At 65.3% G+C, this 16500-nt stretch carries 18 protein-coding genes; 10 read left to right on the top strand and 8 right to left on the bottom strand.

What is annotated here, in order from left to right:
- Position 1 precedes the first annotated feature (1 nt).
- Complete coding sequence (locus WJU21_RS09195) at positions 2 to 985, bottom strand: hypothetical protein (protein ID WP_346323107.1); 984 nt, start codon at positions 983 to 985, stop codon at positions 2 to 4.
- A 130-nt stretch (positions 986 to 1115) separates the two neighbouring features.
- Between WJU21_RS09195 and WJU21_RS09190 the strand changes: the two genes are divergently transcribed.
- From WJU21_RS09190 to WJU21_RS09180, 3 genes are all read left to right on the top strand, one after another.
- Positions 1116 to 2684, top strand: coding sequence for an AMP-binding protein (locus WJU21_RS09190; RefSeq protein ID WP_346323106.1), 1569 nt, complete (start codon positions 1116 to 1118; stop codon positions 2682 to 2684).
- An 11-nt stretch (positions 2685 to 2695) separates the two neighbouring features.
- The gene (locus WJU21_RS09185; protein ID WP_346323105.1) at positions 2696 to 3124 is read left to right on the top strand and encodes an OB-fold domain-containing protein; all 429 of its coding nucleotides are present in this window, start codon (positions 2696 to 2698) and stop codon (positions 3122 to 3124) included.
- Between the two features lie 196 nt (positions 3125 to 3320).
- The gene (locus WJU21_RS09180) at positions 3321 to 4466 is read left to right on the top strand and encodes a beta-ketoacyl synthase N-terminal-like domain-containing protein (RefSeq protein ID WP_346323104.1); all 1146 of its coding nucleotides are present in this window, start codon (positions 3321 to 3323) and stop codon (positions 4464 to 4466) included.
- Between the two features lie 5 nt (positions 4467 to 4471).
- On the opposite strand, the gene WJU21_RS09175 is transcribed toward WJU21_RS09180, so the two are convergent.
- The 3 genes from WJU21_RS09175 to WJU21_RS09165 all read right to left on the bottom strand — a co-directional run bounded on the left by WJU21_RS09175 (position 4472) and on the right by WJU21_RS09165 (position 7746).
- Positions 4472 to 5740: a cytochrome P450 gene (locus tag WJU21_RS09175; protein WP_346323103.1), complete on the bottom strand. Its 1269-nt coding sequence runs from the start codon at positions 5738 to 5740 to the stop codon at positions 4472 to 4474.
- 152 nt (positions 5741 to 5892) lie between these two features.
- Positions 5893 to 6210: a helix-turn-helix domain-containing protein gene (locus tag WJU21_RS09170; protein ID WP_346323486.1), complete on the bottom strand. Its 318-nt coding sequence runs from the start codon at positions 6208 to 6210 to the stop codon at positions 5893 to 5895.
- A gap of 78 nt (positions 6211 to 6288) precedes the next feature.
- Positions 6289 to 7746: an MFS transporter gene (locus WJU21_RS09165; RefSeq protein WP_346323102.1), complete on the bottom strand. Its 1458-nt coding sequence runs from the start codon at positions 7744 to 7746 to the stop codon at positions 6289 to 6291.
- A gap of 139 nt (positions 7747 to 7885) precedes the next feature.
- Here WJU21_RS09165 and WJU21_RS09160 point away from each other — a divergent pair, with 139 nt between their 5' ends.
- From WJU21_RS09160 to WJU21_RS09145, 4 genes are all read left to right on the top strand, one after another.
- Entirely contained in the window at positions 7886 to 8227 is a 342-nt protein-coding gene (locus WJU21_RS09160; RefSeq protein ID WP_346323101.1) for a hypothetical protein, read from the top strand.
- Positions 8224 to 8784, top strand: a complete 561-nt coding sequence (locus WJU21_RS09155; protein ID WP_346323100.1) for a cytochrome b — start codon at positions 8224 to 8226, stop codon at positions 8782 to 8784. The genes WJU21_RS09160 and WJU21_RS09155 overlap by 4 nt, the downstream gene beginning before the upstream one ends.
- Complete coding sequence (locus tag WJU21_RS09150; protein WP_346323099.1) at positions 8781 to 9419, top strand: YceI family protein; 639 nt, start codon at positions 8781 to 8783, stop codon at positions 9417 to 9419. The genes WJU21_RS09155 and WJU21_RS09150 overlap by 4 nt, the downstream gene beginning before the upstream one ends.
- Before the next feature lie 86 nt (positions 9420 to 9505).
- Positions 9506 to 9868: a hypothetical protein gene (locus WJU21_RS09145; protein ID WP_346323098.1), complete on the top strand. Its 363-nt coding sequence runs from the start codon at positions 9506 to 9508 to the stop codon at positions 9866 to 9868.
- A gap of 13 nt (positions 9869 to 9881) precedes the next feature.
- Here the strand turns inward: WJU21_RS09145 and WJU21_RS09140 are convergent, their stop codons facing one another.
- Positions 9882 to 11360, bottom strand: a complete 1479-nt coding sequence (locus WJU21_RS09140) for an MDR family MFS transporter (protein ID WP_346323097.1) — start codon at positions 11358 to 11360, stop codon at positions 9882 to 9884.
- A gap of 54 nt (positions 11361 to 11414) precedes the next feature.
- Positions 11415 to 12956: an alkaline phosphatase family protein gene (locus tag WJU21_RS09135; RefSeq protein ID WP_346323096.1), complete on the bottom strand. Its 1542-nt coding sequence runs from the start codon at positions 12954 to 12956 to the stop codon at positions 11415 to 11417.
- A gap of 150 nt (positions 12957 to 13106) precedes the next feature.
- Between WJU21_RS09135 and WJU21_RS09130 the strand changes: the two genes are divergently transcribed.
- Positions 13107 to 13736: a glutathione S-transferase family protein gene (locus WJU21_RS09130; RefSeq protein ID WP_346323095.1), complete on the top strand. Its 630-nt coding sequence runs from the start codon at positions 13107 to 13109 to the stop codon at positions 13734 to 13736.
- A gap of 23 nt (positions 13737 to 13759) precedes the next feature.
- On the opposite strand, the gene WJU21_RS09125 is transcribed toward WJU21_RS09130, so the two are convergent.
- Positions 13760 to 14308, bottom strand: coding sequence for a hypothetical protein (locus WJU21_RS09125; RefSeq protein WP_346323094.1), 549 nt, complete (start codon positions 14306 to 14308; stop codon positions 13760 to 13762).
- Positions 14309 to 14472: 164 nt separating this feature from the next.
- Positions 14473 to 15486: an NADP-dependent oxidoreductase gene (locus WJU21_RS09120; protein ID WP_346323093.1), complete on the bottom strand. Its 1014-nt coding sequence runs from the start codon at positions 15484 to 15486 to the stop codon at positions 14473 to 14475.
- 330 nt (positions 15487 to 15816) lie between these two features.
- On the opposite strand from WJU21_RS09120, the gene WJU21_RS09115 reads away from it, so the two are divergent.
- Together WJU21_RS09115 and WJU21_RS09110 are read left to right on the top strand one after the other, a co-directional pair.
- Positions 15817 to 16029, top strand: coding sequence for a hypothetical protein (locus WJU21_RS09115; RefSeq protein WP_346323092.1), 213 nt, complete (start codon positions 15817 to 15819; stop codon positions 16027 to 16029).
- Entirely contained in the window at positions 16029 to 16487 is a 459-nt protein-coding gene (locus tag WJU21_RS09110; protein ID WP_346323091.1) for a DUF2243 domain-containing protein, read from the top strand. The genes WJU21_RS09115 and WJU21_RS09110 overlap by 1 nt, the downstream gene beginning before the upstream one ends.
- The last annotated feature ends 13 nt before the right edge of the window (positions 16488 to 16500 follow it).

Here is a 16500-nt window from a genome sequence, read left to right as displayed (position 1 = left end):
CCTAAGGCAGGCGCGTCGCCACCGTACGCTTGAAGCGGCGCTCGGGCCCGATGATCGACTGGTGCTCGATAGTCATCGTGTCCGGCCATCCGTCGGCGAGTCGCAGCGTCGTGGTCTGAAATTCCTGCACGTCGTAGTTTTCCATGCTCTTGATGGTGCTGGCCAGCCTCTCGGGCACCTGGCCGCCACTTTGATCGGCCCGTTGTTGCAGCGCGGTGGCCAGACCCTCGCGCACGCTGTCGCGGTCGTAGGCGGTCCGCAGCTCGATCACCGCCTGGCTTGCATCCTGGCGCACCAGCCGCAAGGTGCCCCTGGTCTTCAGCAGGGTGCCGGTCATGGGCCAGGGCTCGGTCTCCTCGAACACGATCGCGCCGCCCACCGGCAGGTCGATGCCGGTGGTGCCGAACAGCGGCCTGATGTCGTCCAGCAGCATGTGATTGGCCTGATCGGGCGTCATGCTGGCGTAGGTCTGCTCCATGCCATCCACCATCTTGCCCATGGTCGCATCCGCCTGCGGCGGCAGCCTGGCCTGCTTGAAGTAATAGCGGAGGGTGCCGATGTTCTTCGCCATCACCTCCTTCACGTCAGCCAGGTTCTCCAGCCGGGTGGGATTGCCGTTCAGGTCGCACAGATAGACCAGCGTGGTGCGCTCGAAGCGCTTGCCGATCTTGTCGGCCACCTCGTCGCTGATCCCCATGGCCTTCATCTGCGGCGACCGGCTTTCCACCTTGTCGTAGCTCATCGCCATGCGGTAGCCGTCGCTCCGGGTCGACAGCACCCGGAACGACACCTCGGCGACCTGGGTCGCGGTTATGGTCGGGCCGGAATCGCCGTCCTTCTGGCGCGACTGGGTCACGTCGATGCGGTAGCGGAAGATGCTGGTCGGCGGCGCGCTGAACGGCACATTCAGGTCGCCCGGTTCCGCCCGCGCCACACCGGGCAGCAGCAAAAGGACGATCGACAGCAGGGCCAGCCTTGCGCGCATGTGCCTGAATCCAAACAGGGGTCGGCACGAACCCTATCGCGGCGCGGCAGCGGTGGATAGCCCCGTGATCCGCTGATTGATGCGCCCGCAAGCCGTCGATAGAGTGGGCGCGGGGAAACGGGGTAGTAACATGACCGAACTGGCCGAAGTCCATCTGGGCACCACCGCGGGCGAGATCTCGCGCCGGGCGATCGAGCGCTACGGCAGCCGCGAGGCGCTGGTGTGCGGCGACATCCGCCTGACCTACCGGCAGCTGGGCGACCGGATCAGCCAGATCATGCAGGCCATGCAGGCGCGCGGCCTGAAACGCGGCATGGCGCTGTGCCAGCTGGGCTCCAACCGGCCCGAGACGTTGATGGTGCGCCTCGCCTGTACCCTGCTCGGCATCCGCTACACCGCGCTGCATCCGCTGGGTGCGGTCGAGGATCATGGCTTCATCATCGAGGACAGCGAAGCCGACGCCCTGGCCGTCGATCCGCACTATGCCGAGCGCGGCGCGGCGCTTGCCTCGCTGTCGCCCCGGCTGCAACACGTGTTCAGCGTCGGCCCGACCAATATGGGCGACGACCTGCTGGCCCGGGCCGACGGCTTCGAGCCAACCAAATTATGGGACGACGCCGATCCCGCCGGCATTGTCGGGCTGGTCTATACCGGCGGCACGACGGGACGGCCCAAGGGCGTCATCCACCGCCACCGGGCATCGGTCAATGCCATCCTGATGATGCTGGCCGAGTGGGAATGGCCGCGCGACATCCGCACCCTGGTGGTGACGCCGCTGTCGCACGCCGGCGGCTCCATGGTCGCGCCCAGCTTCGTCAAGGGCGGCACGGTGCATCTGCAGGAAGGCTTCGATCCGGACAGGTTCCTCGATTGCGTGGTGCGCGAGAAGATCAGCGTCACCTGGCTGGTGCCGACCATGCTTTACCGGCTGCTCGAGCACCCGCGCATTCGCGAGCTGGACCTGTCCAGCCTCAAGCTGGTGGTCTACGGCGCCTCGCCCATGTCGCCCACCCGGCTGAAGGAGGCGCTCGGCATTTTCGGCCCGGTGTTCCTGCAGCTCTATGCCCAGTCCGAGCTGCCGATGACGGTGACCACGCTCAACACCTGGGACCACGATCCGAACCATCCCGAGCGCTTGGCGTCATGTGGTTTCCCGGTCGCCAACGTGCAGGTGAAGCTGCTCGACGAGAACGACGCCGAGGTGCCGCAGGGCGAGGTCGGCGAGATCTGCGTGCGCAGCCCGCTCGCCATGGATGGCTACTGGAAGCGGCCCGAGGAAACGGCGGCCACCTTGCGCGGCGGCTGGCTGCACACCGGCGATATGGCGCGCAAGGACGAGGAGGGCTACCTCTACATCGTCGACCGCAAGAAGGACATGATCATCTCCGGCGGGTTCAACGTGTACCCGAAGGAGGTCGAGGACGTGCTGACCCGGCATCCGGGCGTGGCCCAGGCCGCCGTTATCGGCGTGCCCGACGACAAGTGGGGCGAGGCGGTCACCGCCGTCATCGTCCGCAGGAACGGCGCCGCCGTCACCGCCGAGGAGCTGATCGCGCTGGTGAAGGAAAAGAAGGGCTCGGTACAGGCGCCAAAGCGCATCGAGTTCGCCGATTCGATCCCGGTGACCGCCATCGGCAAGCCCGACAAGAAGGTGCTGCGCGCCCGCTTCTGGGGCGAGACCGCGCGTCAAGTGAACTAGGAGAGCAACGCATGTCCGACACCGCCCTGGCCAACCCGCCGACCATCGTGCCGTTCCTGAAATTCGGCGCGGATGGCGCGCCCTATCTGGAAGGGCAGCAATGCGCCGATTGCGGCGAGATCTACACCACCGAGCGCATGGCCTGCTCGAAGTGTTTCTCGCGCAAGCCGTTCAAGGCGGTGCGGCTGCCGACGACCGGCGAACTCTACACCTTTTCCATCGTCCACCGCTCCTATCCGGGCATCAAGGTGCCGTTCGTGTCGGCCACCGTCGACCTGGACGGCGCCTGCTCGCTGAAGGGCACGCTGATCGACGTGGAGCCTGACCCCGAGCATGTGAAGACAGGCATGAAGGTCGAGGTGGTGTTCCGTGAGCTGGAGCACAAGAACAAGGAAGGCAGGACATATGTGTCCTACTTCTTCGTGCCGAAGAAGGGCTGAAGGTGTTTTCACTCCCACCCTCCGCCGTCATCCCCGCGCACGCGGGGACCCAGCTCTTCGTAGAGCACCGGCGCGCTGCGGAAATAAGGGGGTTTGTCGTGACTGAAGCCCACGACAGCCGCTGCCCTTTCCCCATCTGGGTTCCCGCGTGCGCGGGAATGACGGGCTTTGTTGTTGCGATCTGTGGAGACCTGACATGAGCGAAGACGTTTACGTACTCGGCGTGGACATGATCAAGTTCGGGCGGTTCCCGCACCGGACCATCGACGGCCTGGGCGCGGAAGCCGCGCTGCTGGCGCTGGACGATGCCGGGCTCGGCATCAAGGACATGCAGGCGCTCTATCTGGGCAATGTGGGACACGTCACCCAGTTCGTCGGCCAGAAGATCCTGCAGCAGATCGGTCAGACCGGCATTCCGGTGGTCAATTGCACCAATGCCTGCGCGTCGGGCGCGACCGCGTTCCGCGAGGCGTATCTGGCCGTGAAATCAGGCGAATACGACCTGGTGCTGGCGGTTGGCGCCGAACAGATGGGCAAGGGCCTGCTGGGGAACGCCGGCGGCGGCGATGACGGCATCCCGCGCGAGGGCCTGCTGGGTTCGCGGCTGATGCCCGCCCTGTTCGCCGAGGTGGGCATGGAGCATTCGCGCAAATACGGCACCAAGCCCGAGCATTTCGCCAAGGTGTCGGTGAAGAACCACCACCATTCCACGCTCAATCCCAAGGCGATGTACCAGATCGAGACGCCGCTGGAAGACGTGATGGGCGCCGAGATGATCGCTTATCCCAACACCAAGCTGATGTGCTCGGTGAACGTGGATGGCTCGGCCGCTGCGGTCATTGCCTCGGCGAAGAAGGCCCGCGAGCTGGGCATGGGCCGCGCGGTGCGGGTGCGCGCCTCGGCGCTGACCAGCGACCGCTTCACCCAGCGCGACCTCACCCTGCCCGACTTCAACACCTGCACCCGCGACGCGGCCAGGATCGCCTATGAGAAGGCCGGGATCGGCCCGCAGGACATCAACCTGGTGGAGTTGCACGACTGCTTCGCCACCGCCGAAATCGTACATTACGAGAATCTCGGCCTATGCGGCGAAGGCGAGGCCGGGGCGTTCATCGACTCGGGCGCCACCTGGCTGGGCGGCAAGGTGCCGGTCAATGTCTCGGGCGGCCTGCTGTCGAAAGGCCATCCGCTCGGTGCGACCGGCATCGCCAATATCTATGAGGTGGCGACCCATCTGCGCGGCGAAGCCGGCGCAAGGCAGGTCGAGGGCGCAAGGCTGGGCCTTACCCACGTATTGGGTCTGGGCCAAGCGTGCGCGGTGCATGTGCTGGAGAAGGTGTAGCGCGCCTACCGCGTCGGGGTGAACTCGATGTGCAGTTCCTTGAGCGCGCGGAGCATGAAGTTGGGCGCGTGCCGGAAGTCGTTCCTGCCGGGAGCGAAGCGCATGTCGTCGATGCGCTCGATCAGCGCCTTGAAGCCCCACCACAACTCACGTCGGGCGAGCGGCGCGCCCAGGCAATGGTGCACGCCCGAGCCAAAGGCCAGGTGGCTGCCGGCGTTCTTGCGATCAAGGTCCAGCTTCTCCGGGCACTCGAAGTGCCGGTCGTCGCGGTTGGCCGACGCGTAGCGGATATTGAGGATGGAATCGGCCGGCACCACCGTGTCGCCGATGCGCTTTTCCTTGGTCGCAATGCGGAACAGCCCTTGGACCGGGCTCTCGAGGCGCAGCACCTCCTCGACAAAGGTGCGCAGGTCCTTGTCGTCGCCTTGCTTCAGGCGCGCCCAGACATCGGGGTTCTGGATCAGCAGCATTACGCCCGCCGACAGGGCGTTGGTGCTGGTCTCCGAGCCGCCGACGAAGGTGTCGGCCATCATCTCGGCATGCAGTTCGTTGTCGTTCAGCGTGCGGCCCCATTCGGGGACGACCGTGTTCACCAGGTCGGACAAAAGCGTGTCGTCCGGCTCCTTGCGCAGCCTCTCGAAGATCGGCTGGAAATAATGCTGGGCCTCGATTTCCATCTCGACCGACCAGCGTTCTTCCTCCTCGCTTTGCATGCGGCCAAGCCGTTGCACCCAGGCGTCGGTCCAGGCCTTGATCCGCCAGATGTCCTCTTCCTTGGCGCCCATTTGCCTGCCGATGATCGTCAGCGGCAGCGGTACGGCGAACTGCTGCACCCAGTCGCAGTGCCCGTCGCCGATGAACTTGTCGATCAGCCGATGGGCGATATCCTCGACCAGCGGATCCAGCCCCTTGATCTTGCCCGCGCGGAACGCCTGATCGAAGATCGCCCGCATCTGCTTGTGGCCAGGGTCGTCCCGCCCGCCCAGCGTGGCCGCGGGCACCCATCCCTTGTCCTGATACAGAGCCAGCATGCGAAGGTCGCGCTCGGTCATCTGCTCCAGGGCGATGCGGCTGTACCGGTCATTGGAGAAATGCTCGGTGTCCAGCAGTATCTCGCGCAGGTCGTCATAGCGCGTGACTACGTAATAGCCAGTCAGCGGATCGCGCCAGACGGGTGCCTGGTCGCGCAGCGTCCCGTAGGCCGTGTAGGGACACTCCTGGGTTTCGGGATCCATGAAGTTGACGTCGTCGGGCCTGGCGCTGGCTTTTGTCACGGTCGTTCTCCCGGCTTGGCCTTAATGGGCCGATGTGGCGGGAACAGTGCCGGGAAACGCAAAATATGGTCAAGTACGGTTAAAAATCGTACCAAGTATGGAAATAGATACTATCAGTCTGCCAGACGACACGGCATGGATATGCCGCGCCATCAGCCTTGCCTGTCCGTCTTCAGACTGTCCGAATACTTGTATGCCCACTCTAACGCGGCGGCGAACATGGGCGCCAGGTCGACTGCGGCGCGCGAGAGCGTATATTCGACTTTCGGTGGCACCTCGGCATACACCTTGCGGTGAATCATTCCGTCAGCTTCCAATTCGCGCAAACGGGCCGTCAGCATGTGCTGGGTGATGCGGGGCAGCGCGCGCCGCAACTGGCTGAACCGCTTTGTACCCAGGCTGAGATGCCAGAGGATTTCCAGCTTCCATTTTCCGGCCAGGACCGTGAGCGCCGTGCTGAAGCTGGCCATCTCCTGTGCCGTGGCGGGTCTTCGGTTGAAAATCAAATCCTGATCGGTCATCGGATAACCTGCTTGATCGTAGGGTTCCTATCCGCGGGCAGGATCCGGGCCGGGCCTGAGCGGGACTGGTGCCGGAGAATACGTAGCCCATTCCGCCGTCGCCCGCACGGCTTCCGCGACCCGTTCGCGTTCGGTGCGGCGCGCGTTGCGCCGCTCGATGGCCGCGCGCATGCGGCGGTGGCGTTCCTCGGTAATCGGATAGCGCCAGGCGACAATGATGGTCACGATCATGAAGACGGGCGGGCCCAGGGCGAATACGAGTTTCAGGCCCCACAGGCTGGTATCCGAATTGGCCGCGCCCGGCGCCGGGTCGAAGGCGAGCCAGGCGAGCAGCGTCAGCGCGAGCCACGGTCCGATCGACAGGGCCAGCTTGGTGGCCATCGCCCATACGGAAAAGAACAGGGCGGCACGGTTCTGTCCGGTCATCATGGTGTCCAGGTCGATGACATCGGCCTTCATGGAACTGGCCAGCACCTGATTCGATCCGGCGCCGAAGCCGGTGGCCATGGTGATCGGGATCATCCACCAGAAGTCGCCCTCGCCCAGCAGCAGATAGAACGGGCTGGTGCAGGGATAGATCATCAGGCAGGCGATCCAGGTCTTGTGCTTGCCGATCCGCTTCGAGAGCCAGACCCAGAACGGAATGCCCACCAGGCATGCCAGATAGAAGGCGAGCAGGAAGACGATCCCCAGCTTTTCCTCGCCGACCACGCTGCGGATGTAGAACAGGACTGTCGCGGTGGCGACCGTGGTCCCCATGTAGCTGATGAAGAACGCCACGATCAGCCGGCGGAACGGGCCGTTGCGCCACATCACTTTCAGGCCGCGCCAGAAAGGAATGGTGGTGGGCTGGAATTCCGGCAATTCGGGCACATTCGCGACCGTCAGGCCGACTGTTAGCGGCACCAGCACCAGGGTCATGGCGCCGACCATCAGCAGCACCTCGCGCGTCCCGCCAAATCCGAACACCAGCAGGGCCAGAACCGGCAGCGCCTTGCTGGAGACGTTGGCCGCCATGCCGAGCCAGACGCGCCAGCCGACGATCACCGACCGCTCGTTGTAGTCGGTCGATAGCTCGGCAGCCCAGGCGTAATAGGGGATCAGCAGCATGGTCCAGCCGAGCCACAGCATCAGCATCCAGATCAGGAAATAGGTTTCGTCGACCGGCAGCTGTGGAAAAAACAGTTTCCAGACGGCCAGCATCATCACCGGCACGGACGCAACCATCCAGATGCGCCGGCGACCCCACCGCGTCCGGGTGATATCGCTCAGATATCCGATCAGCGGGTCGGTGACGCCATCGAAGATTCGCGCCAACAGCCAGACGAATCCCATGGCCGCGAGGCCGAGTCCCAGATCGGTGGCATAATAGTTCAGCAGGTAGGCGGAAACGACGACGCTGGCCACCTGCAGCGGCATTTCGGACAGACCGTAGAAGACGATGGTCCGCCTCGACAGCGGACGGTGTCCCGTTTCCTCGACCACGATATCTCCCCAATATCTTTTGGCCCGGCGCCAGTTAAGCAAACGTCCATCTCGCGGTAATGTCCAGCGAAGTTTCCAGCGGCCATGCTGAAAAACCGCCGCGCTGGACGCCGCGCGCCGCCGTGCTATGACTCTGACAATGCGGATACGAATTCTCGTCACGATCGCGGGTCTGATGGCGCTGGCTGCGTGCGGCGAGCCGCTGGGCAAGAAGTCCATGCTGGCGGGCTGCGAGGCCGCCTCGGCCGCCTTGCGGCCGGACCTTGCCAGCGGGTCGCTCGACTACCGCGCGGTTGTCGGGCGAGAATCGATCCTGCGGTTTCACCTGCAGCCGGACGGCGCCGGGCCGGTGACGGTCAATATCAAGTGCAAGGTCAACATGCGCGGCGCCCTGACCCGCATCAAGATCGACGGCACCCGCGCACGGAATGGCGACCTCGATGCCGCGAAAACCGCCTTCGCCGCGGCGACCGGGCGATGACCCGCTATTCGGCGGTGGCGATCACCCTGCACTGGCTGATCGCGCTGGCGGTCGGCGCGCTGGTGGTCCTGGGCATCGTCATGACCGGCCTGCCGGATGCTGAACTCGCCCGCAAGTTCGCGCTGTACCAGTGGCACAAGTCGATCGGCATCACCGTGCTGCTGCTGTCGCTGCTGCGCCTGGCATGGCGGCTGACGCACCGGGCGCCGCCGCTGCCGCCGACGCTCAAGCCCTGGGAGCGGATCGCGGCGCGGGCCACCCATATCGGCTTCTACGGGCTGATCATCCTCATCCCGTTGCTGGGCTGGGCCATGGTGTCGGCCTCGCCCTACAATATTCCGACGGTGCTTTACGGCCAGATCTCCTGGCCGCATCTGCCGGTGCCGAAATCCATGTTCGGCGCGGCGCTGGCGGCGCATGTCTGGCTGGCATTCGGCGCGGTCGCGCTGCTGGTGCTGCACGTCGCGGCGGCGCTCAAGCATCATTTCATCCTGAAGGATGACGTTCTGGCGCGCATGGTGCCGTTCCTGCGCCCGCCGCAGGGAGAGCAGCGATGACACGGTGGCTGACGGTTTCGCTGCTGACGGCGTGCCTTGCCGCATCCGGGGCATGGGCGGCGGGCGGCAAGCACAAGGAAGATGCCGCGGGCCACACGCGGCCGGCGCCCGCCCAGGCCGCGAAGCCGGCGGCGCCGACATGGCGCATCGTGCCGGGAAAGAGCAGCCTGACCTTCACCGCCACCCAGCTTGGCCAGGAGTTTACCGGCAGATTCCCCAGATTCGCCGCCGACCTCACCCTCGATCCGTCGGATCTGGCCAGGGCGACGCTGACGGCGAGTGTGGACCTGTCGGCCATCGACGCGGGCGACAAGCAGCGCAACGAGGCGCTGCCCGGCAGCGACTGGTTCGACGTGGCGGATCACCCGAGGGCGACGTTCAGGTCCCGCAAGATCGTCAAGAAGGACGACCGGCGCTTCGAGGCTACCGGCGTGATGTCGATCAAGGGCATCGAGCGGCAGGTCACCATTCCCTTCACCCTGACGCCAGACGGCGACCGGGCGGCGATCAAGGCCGGCTTCAGCATCACGCGCACCGACTTCAAGGTGGGCGACGGGCAATGGGCCACCGGCCAGTGGGTCGGCCTCGACGTCAGGATCGTGATCGATGCCGTCGCGTCGAAGTCCGGCACATGAAGGCCGCCACTTTCGCCGCGCGGCGGCGTTACCTATAAGGAAGGCGGCGCCCCGGATCGGCGTGCGCCCAGGGTAGCGGAGGAAACGTGATCGGAATTGCGAAGGGCACGGCCCTGTTCGGACTCGCCGTGGCATTGGCCGGCTGCGGCGTCGTCTACAAGCCGGAGGTGTTGACCAGCGGCTGCATTTCCGCGGCCAGGGCGCTGGGCGAGCCGATCACCGGCGGCAAGGTCGACACGCACAGCTGGGGACCCGGTCAGTCGCAGATCGACTTCATTACCCAGGATTCGGAAGAACCACGGCGAATCGTGGTCCGCTGCACCATCGACGGTGACGGCGAACTGGACCAGATCTCGGCCGATGGCCAGCGAATCGAGGGCGAACCTGCCGAGGCGGCCAGAAAGGCGTTCAGCGACATCGCCCGGTCGCCTGCCTGGAACAACCAGTAGACTTGGGACGCCGCTACTCGGCGGGTAATTCGGCGTTAGATGACGGCTTCCGTCCAAAGCCGCTCATCACCGCGCCCGCATCCGGTGTCAGCTTGCGGACCCAGAGCCAGGACGCGGCACACATCAGGCCCGCTGCGGCGAAGATCGGCAGGAAGTTGTCCGGGTCGATGCGCTGGACGGTATGGCCGTCCGCCATGCCGGGCACCAGGCTGAGCAGCAGGGCGGCAAACGCCACGCCCATGCCCAGGCTGAGCTGCTGGGCAACACTGGAAAAGCTGGTGGCGTTGCTCATGCGCGCGTCATCCACATCGGCGAAGCTGAGGGCATTGAAGCAGGTGAACTGCAGCGAGCGGAAGAAGCCCGAGACCATCAGCAGCGCCAGCACGATCAGATAGGGCGTATCCGGCCGGAGCAGGCCGGTCGCTGCAAGCAGCACGCCGCTCATCAGCGCGTTCCAGGTCAGCAGCGTCCTGAAGCCGAACCGGCGCAGCACCCAGGTGGCCACGACCTTCATGGTCATGGCGCCGATGGCGGTGGAGAAGGTGAGCGCCCCCGATTCCAGCGGCGACAGGCCGAAGCCCAGCTGGAACATCAGCGGCAGCAGGAACGGCACGGTGCCGATGCCGACACGGAACACCGAGCCGCCGACGGTGGCGATGCGGAAGGTGGGGATGCGCAGCAGCCGCAGGTCGAGCGCCGGATACCGGCTGAGCAGGGCATGGCGTCCATAGATCGTCAGCGTGACGGCCGCCACCGCGAAACCGGCCACCACCGACCAGGCCGGCAGGATGCCCCGGCCCAGATTGTCGATGGCGAAGGCGAAACTGCCCAGGCCAAGTCCCAGCATCAGGAAGCCGGCGATATCGGGTTTGCGCGGCTTGGGACCGGTGATGGGGCCGATGTGGCGCAGCGCCAGGAACAGGCCCAACGCGCCGATCGGCAGGTTGATCAGGAAAATCCAGCGCCACGACCAGTAGGTGGCGATGAAGCCGCCCAGCAGCGGGCCGACCGCCGGGCCGACCAGCGCCGGGATCACCACCCAGCTCATGGCCTTGACGAACTGGTTCTTGGGAATGGTGCGCAGCAGGATCAGCCGGCCGACCGGCATCATCATGGACCCACCCATGCCCTGGCAGACACGCGCAAGAATCAGCGTATTGAGATCGACCGCCAGCGCGCAGCCCAGCGAGCTCAGGGTGAAGACCACGATAGCGGCGCAGAAGATGCGCCGCGCACCGAACCGGTCGGCCAGCCAGCCGCTCAGCGGTATGAACACGGCGAGGCTCAGCATGTAGGCGGTCATTGCCAGGTTGAGCGCCAGCGGGCTTTCGTCCAGGTCCCGGGCGATGGCGGGAATGGCGGTCGCGATCACCGTCCCGTCCAGGGTTTCCATGAACAGCGCGCAGGCAATCACCAGCGGCACCATCATGGAAGGGCGAACTGCGGCGGGCGGCGACTTCGACAATGCATCGATCCGGTTCAGGGATCGCATACCATAGGCCGTGGGCGGGCCGCGGCCAAGGGCCGGCCAGCACGGGTGCAGAATTCAGTGGTGAAGCGGGAGCGGCTTGCCGTCGGTGTCTCCGGCAGGCACGCCAAGCAGGTGGAGGATGGTGGGCGCGATATCGAGCACGTTGCCGTCGGGCATCCGCCGTCCCGCGCGGATATCGGGACCTGCCGCCCATAATCGCGTATTGGGCACATGGTCGCCGGTGCGCGGATATCCCGGCGAGCGGATCGGGACCGCCACATGGCCCACCCGGGCCGAATGGCAGGCCTCGATCGGCCCGATGTCGGAGCGGAAGCGGATGATCAGGTCCGGCACGTCCGGATGGTGACCGGGTCCAAACGCGTCTTCGGCGCTGACGATGCTTTCGACGATCGGCTTGCCGGTTCCTGCCAGGGTCAGGGACATCAGGGCATCGCACAGCTCGGCCATCAGCGCCTGTGCCTCGGCGCCCGGCGCGACCGAGCCGAAGGGCTCGCGGCCTTTCAGGTTCAGCCGGATGGCGCCGCAGCGGTTGTTCTTCACCGCGCCGGCACGGGTGCGGGGAGACTCGAACGGGTCAAATGATGCGCCGATCCCCGACTGCACGCGGCGCAGCGCACCAAATCCGAGGGTCTTGCGCAAAAGGCGCTTGATGCCGAAGGGCAGGTAGCGGGCCTGATTGTGCATGCCGCGCAACGCACGGCGCAGGGGCGAATCGGCATGGCTCGACATGCCCAGCCGCGACATTATCTCCGGAAGCAGCTGCGGCCCGCCCGCATAGGGTCCGACGCCGTGGCTCGTCAGCACCATCACCGTGGTATCCGTCCCGGCGCGATCGATCAGACGGCCAATGCCCTCGTCGATCGCCGAATAGATCAGCTTCATGGAATCGCGCAGATGTTGGGGCGCATCGGGGTCATGCTCGGGGTGGGATTTGTCCAGCAGGTGCCAGAGCTGATGGCCGGCGCAGTGGGTTTCGCCGAACGCGCAAGCGAACAGGTCCCAGTGTTCCCGGTCCAGCAGGTCCACCATCATGTCGGCCTTGCTGCGGCAGCCTTTCAGCAGGCCATCGAGCAGGACGTCGTGTCCTTGCTGGCTGGCCAGCGTGTCGCAGGCGCGTCCCTGGATGGGATGGTCGCCATACAGCGCACTCATCTCGCCCATCAGCTCCGGGGGAACCGAGCCGGGGCGGAAATTGCGGTCATGCACGCCCCATTCGGCGATCTGGATGCCGTTCAGGTCCGGCGCCAGCACGCCCTGGGGAATGTCGATGGCCGCGACCCTCCGGCCGGCGCGGCTGGCCTTCGTCCAGAAATATCGTTCCGTCCGCGTCTCTTCCTCGCTGATCGGCCGGATTCGGGATTCGCCGGTATGAAGCTGGCCCGGATGGTAGAACTCGGCCATCCTGCCGCAGGAAATCCCAGTCATGATCTCGGGCCAGATGGCGCCCGGCAAGGTGCGCAGCGGGCTTTCCAGCCGGCACAGCGCGCCATCACGCTCCAGCCGGGAGAAGGTCGGCATGGCGCCCTCGGCGGCGAACCGGCGGACCAGCGCCGCGCTGCCCGCATCGAGTCCGATGAACAGTACTTTTGCCGGCATGCCCCTCCTGAAGGCGCGTCCAGCGCCAATCGGGCAGACATTAGGAGACCGGACGTCCCGGATCAACCGGCCGCGGGGCATATCGGCCTTTCGCTTCAGGGACATGCGGGGCTACTCTGCCTGCGGAACAGGGAATCAGCAGGAGACATCATGACCACTCGGCTCGAGGGCCTGACGTTGCTCGACAACAAGGCCGGCTCCAATACCAAGCGGGTGCGGATGTACCTGGCGGAAAAGGGGCTGGAGATCCAGCGCGAGAACGTGGCGTTCTCGAAGATGGAACACCGCACGCCCGAATTCCGCCGGATCAATCCCATGGCGGCATTGCCCGTGCTCAGGCTGGAGGACGGCACCTATCTGAGCGAGTCCTACGCCATCTGCCGCTATCTGGAGGAATTGCATCCCAACCCGCCGCTGTTCGGCACCACGCCGAAGGAGCGCGCCATCATCGAGATGTGGAACCGCCGCATCGAGCTGGACGTGGCCAGCTACGTCACCAGTTTCGTCAAGCACTCGCAGCCGTTCTTCGCCGAGGTGCTGACCCAGGTGCCGGACTATGTCGAGGCGTGCCGCAAGGACGCGCTGAAGAAGTTCGACTGGCTGGAAGGGGAGATGGCCGGCCGCGACTACATCGCCGGCAACGCGTTCACGGTGGTCGACATCACCACATATGCCCGTCTCGGGACCGGCAAGGGCGAGGGACTGTTCTTCACCGAGCGGCATCCCAATCTGCTGCGCTGGTGGGAACGGATCGAGAGCCGTCCCAGCGCCCAGGCATAGGCCTGCCGGCATTGCGCCGGTTGCTAGTGCGGCAACGGCGCGCCGGGCACGTCGCCGGGGCGGATCTCCGGTTCCTGGCGGCGCGGCTGCGGCTGGGGTGCGGGCGTTTCACGCGGCACCGGCCGGGGCTGGCGGACTGCCTGGGGCGGGTCCATGTCATAATTGCGCGCGAACGGCTCGGCGAAGTTGCGGCAATATTTGAAATCCTGCTTCACCAGCGATCCTCTGCCCGTGGCCGCACTCTCGGCGCCGTACTCCTCGACCATCCGCTCGACCTCGTCCATCACGCCATTGGCGGTCGCCGTTGGATCGTCGCCGGGTGTCATGCGGAACGAGGTGGCGATGGCGATCATCTTCATTGCCGTCTGCATCACGTTCTCGGCCTTGTCCGGCGTGACGCCGGCGCCCGCCACCTTCAGCGACGACATGTAGAGCGCGCCGCAGCGCATTAGCGGATAGGCGTGGTCGCGCTCGCCCGCCTCGCCGGTGCTCAGATAGTCCCGGATCGGCGCCAGGGCCTGTGCCGGCCCGGCCGCGAGCAGCAGCACGCCAAGCATTGCCGGCAGCAGCATGGCCGGCTTCGAGAAGGTTATGGGACCCGGATAAAATTTTGGCATCGCGTGGAAGGTAGGGGCCAGCGGTTGCCGCGGCAAGCGGCGAGGCCTTCTCGCCGCCTGCATCCGAACTCCTGATCAGGGATGACGCGGTGCCTGGCCGGACCGGGCGCAAGCCGCGGTCACGGTTTGACGAGCATCTTCCCGGTGTTGCCGCCGACGAACAGCGAGCGCAGGGCGGCGGGAAAGGCGTCGATGCCGTGCACCACCTGTTCCGGCATCTTCAGCTTGCCTTCGGCCAGCCATTGTCCCAGCTGGGCATAGGCTTCGGGGAATTGCGCGGTGAAGTGCATGACGGTGAAGCCCTCCATGCGCGCATAGCGCTCGGCAAGGCGCAGATACAGGCTCGGGCCGCGCACATGCTGCTGGTCGTTGTATTGCGAGATGGCGCCGCAGATCACCACCCGGCCGCGCTCGCGGATATTGTCCAGCGCGATGTCGAGGATCTCGCCGCCCACATTGTCGAAGAACACATCGATGCCGTCGGGCGCCAGTTCCTTGAGCCGGGCGTCCACATCCTCGCCCTTGTAGTCGATGCCGGCGTCGAGGCCGAGCGTGCCGGTCAGATAGGCGACCTTGTCCGGCCCGCCCGCCAGACCGATCACCCGCGCCCCGGCGATCTTGGCGATCTGCCCCACGATGGATCCGACCGCGCCCGCCGCGCCCGAGACAAGCACGGTCTCGCCGGGCTTCACCTGACCCACCTCGCGGATGCCGAAATAGGCGGTGACGCCGGTGGTCAGGCCCAGTGCCCCCAGATAGGTGGACAGCGGCATGGAATCGTCGATCTTCTGCAACATGCCAACCGGCAGGGTCGCATGGGTCTGGGCGCAGAGCGGCCCGGCCACCGCATCGCCCACCGACCAGCCCGGCGCATTGCTCTCGATCACCCGGCCGACGCCCAGGGCGATGACGGTGCCGCCGACCGGCACCTGGGTGTGCAGGCCTTCCGTGTCGTTCAGGCTGGTGCGGATGAACGCGTCGATGGAAATGGAATCCGTCTCGACCAGAACCTGCCCCTCGCCCGGTGGACGCGTGGTCTCTTCCTCGATCCGGAAGTGCTCGGGCCCGACCAGGCCGTTGACATGGCTGACGAGCACGACCTTGCGGTTGATGGGCCGGTTGGTTGCGGACATGCGAGTATCTCCCCTCAATTGCGCGGCGGTGTTCCGCCTGCTGGACAGGACAGTAGACAACGCCATTTTTAGAGTAAATCATCAATGCTGATTTTATTGAGGGAAACCGCAAAAGGCCCGTGCGATATCGCCGGGCGGCGCACAGCACCCTGACTGTCAGCCCCTCGGCGCGAACAGCTTTTGGAGGCCGTCCGGTGCCGCCAGATCGGAAACCCGAAAAATATGGCCCTTTCCGCCGGTTTCGATCCGCAAGACCGGCTTGATTTCACCATCTGGTGACCGGAACATTTGCCCGAAACGACTGTTATGCCAACAACGGACGGAGTTGGCATGACAATGCGCGTTGGACTTCTGACAGTTGGATTGGCGGCTTTTCCTGCCTCCCCGCTGCTCGCGTGCACGCTGTGCCACAGCGAAACGGCCGAAGCTGTCAGGGAGCGACTGTTTCAAGGCGACTTCCTGATCAATCTGGCGCTGGTTGCCGCCCCGATGGCTGCACTCGGCGTCGTCGTTGCATTTGCGCTTTACGCACGGAGTTCCTGATGCCGCGGAAATTGCATGCTGCAGGTCTCGCGATAGGCATCGGAATGGGCGGCTTTGTCGATGGCATCCTGTTCCATCAACTTCTCCAGTTTCACAACATGCTCTCCGCCCGCATTCCGGCTGATACCCTGATCGGTGCGAAGATCAACATGGTCTGGGACGGCGCTTTTCACGCACTCGTCTGGATGGCCACGGCAATCGGAATCTGGCTGCTCTGGGAGGCGACGAAAGACCTGGATGAATCCAGGTCCGGACAGGCGCTCTCGGGATCGATGTTAATGGGGTGGGGGCTGTTCAATGTTGTCGAAGGGGTAATCGATCATCACATCCTGAACCTGCATCATGTGTATCAGGTGGCCGGCCAATCGGTCTGGGACTACGCATTCCTGGCCTGGGGTGCTGCGATGATCGTCGGTGGCTGGCTCCTGAGAAGGGCAGCTGCAAGAAGACCAGTTTAGAGCAGGAGGGTTC

The sequence above is a fragment of the Emcibacter sp. SYSU 3D8 genome (genome assembly GCF_039655875.1).
Lineage (GTDB): Bacteria > Pseudomonadota > Alphaproteobacteria > SMXS01 > SMXS01 > RI-34.
This window is presented reverse-complemented; position numbering and strand designations above follow the sequence as displayed.

Coding starts and splice junctions, on each gene's coding strand:
- WJU21_RS09135 (WP_346323096.1), bottom strand. CDS start 12,956: ATGCCGGCAAAAGTACTGTTCATCGGACTCGATGCGGGCAGCGCGGCG.
- WJU21_RS09160 (WP_346323101.1), top strand. CDS start 7,886: ATGCGGATACGAATTCTCGTCACGATCGCGGGTCTGATGGCGCTGGCT.
- WJU21_RS09150 (WP_346323099.1), top strand. CDS start 8,781: ATGACACGGTGGCTGACGGTTTCGCTGCTGACGGCGTGCCTTGCCGCA.
- WJU21_RS09170 (WP_346323486.1), bottom strand. CDS start 6,210: ATGGCCAGCTTCAGCACGGCGCTCACGGTCCTGGCCGGAAAATGGAAG.
- WJU21_RS09195 (WP_346323107.1), bottom strand. CDS start 985: ATGCGCGCAAGGCTGGCCCTGCTGTCGATCGTCCTTTTGCTGCTGCCC.
- WJU21_RS09185 (WP_346323105.1), top strand. CDS start 2,696: ATGTCCGACACCGCCCTGGCCAACCCGCCGACCATCGTGCCGTTCCTG.
- WJU21_RS09190 (WP_346323106.1), top strand. CDS start 1,116: ATGACCGAACTGGCCGAAGTCCATCTGGGCACCACCGCGGGCGAGATC.
- WJU21_RS09130 (WP_346323095.1), top strand. CDS start 13,107: ATGACCACTCGGCTCGAGGGCCTGACGTTGCTCGACAACAAGGCCGGC.
- WJU21_RS09155 (WP_346323100.1), top strand. CDS start 8,224: ATGACCCGCTATTCGGCGGTGGCGATCACCCTGCACTGGCTGATCGCG.
- WJU21_RS09115 (WP_346323092.1), top strand. CDS start 15,817: ATGACAATGCGCGTTGGACTTCTGACAGTTGGATTGGCGGCTTTTCCT.
- WJU21_RS09110 (WP_346323091.1), top strand. CDS start 16,029: ATGCCGCGGAAATTGCATGCTGCAGGTCTCGCGATAGGCATCGGAATG.
- WJU21_RS09180 (WP_346323104.1), top strand. CDS start 3,321: ATGAGCGAAGACGTTTACGTACTCGGCGTGGACATGATCAAGTTCGGG.
- WJU21_RS09140 (WP_346323097.1), bottom strand. CDS start 11,360: ATGCGATCCCTGAACCGGATCGATGCATTGTCGAAGTCGCCGCCCGCC.
- WJU21_RS09125 (WP_346323094.1), bottom strand. CDS start 14,308: ATGCTGCTGCCGGCAATGCTTGGCGTGCTGCTGCTCGCGGCCGGGCCG.
- WJU21_RS09120 (WP_346323093.1), bottom strand. CDS start 15,486: ATGTCCGCAACCAACCGGCCCATCAACCGCAAGGTCGTGCTCGTCAGC.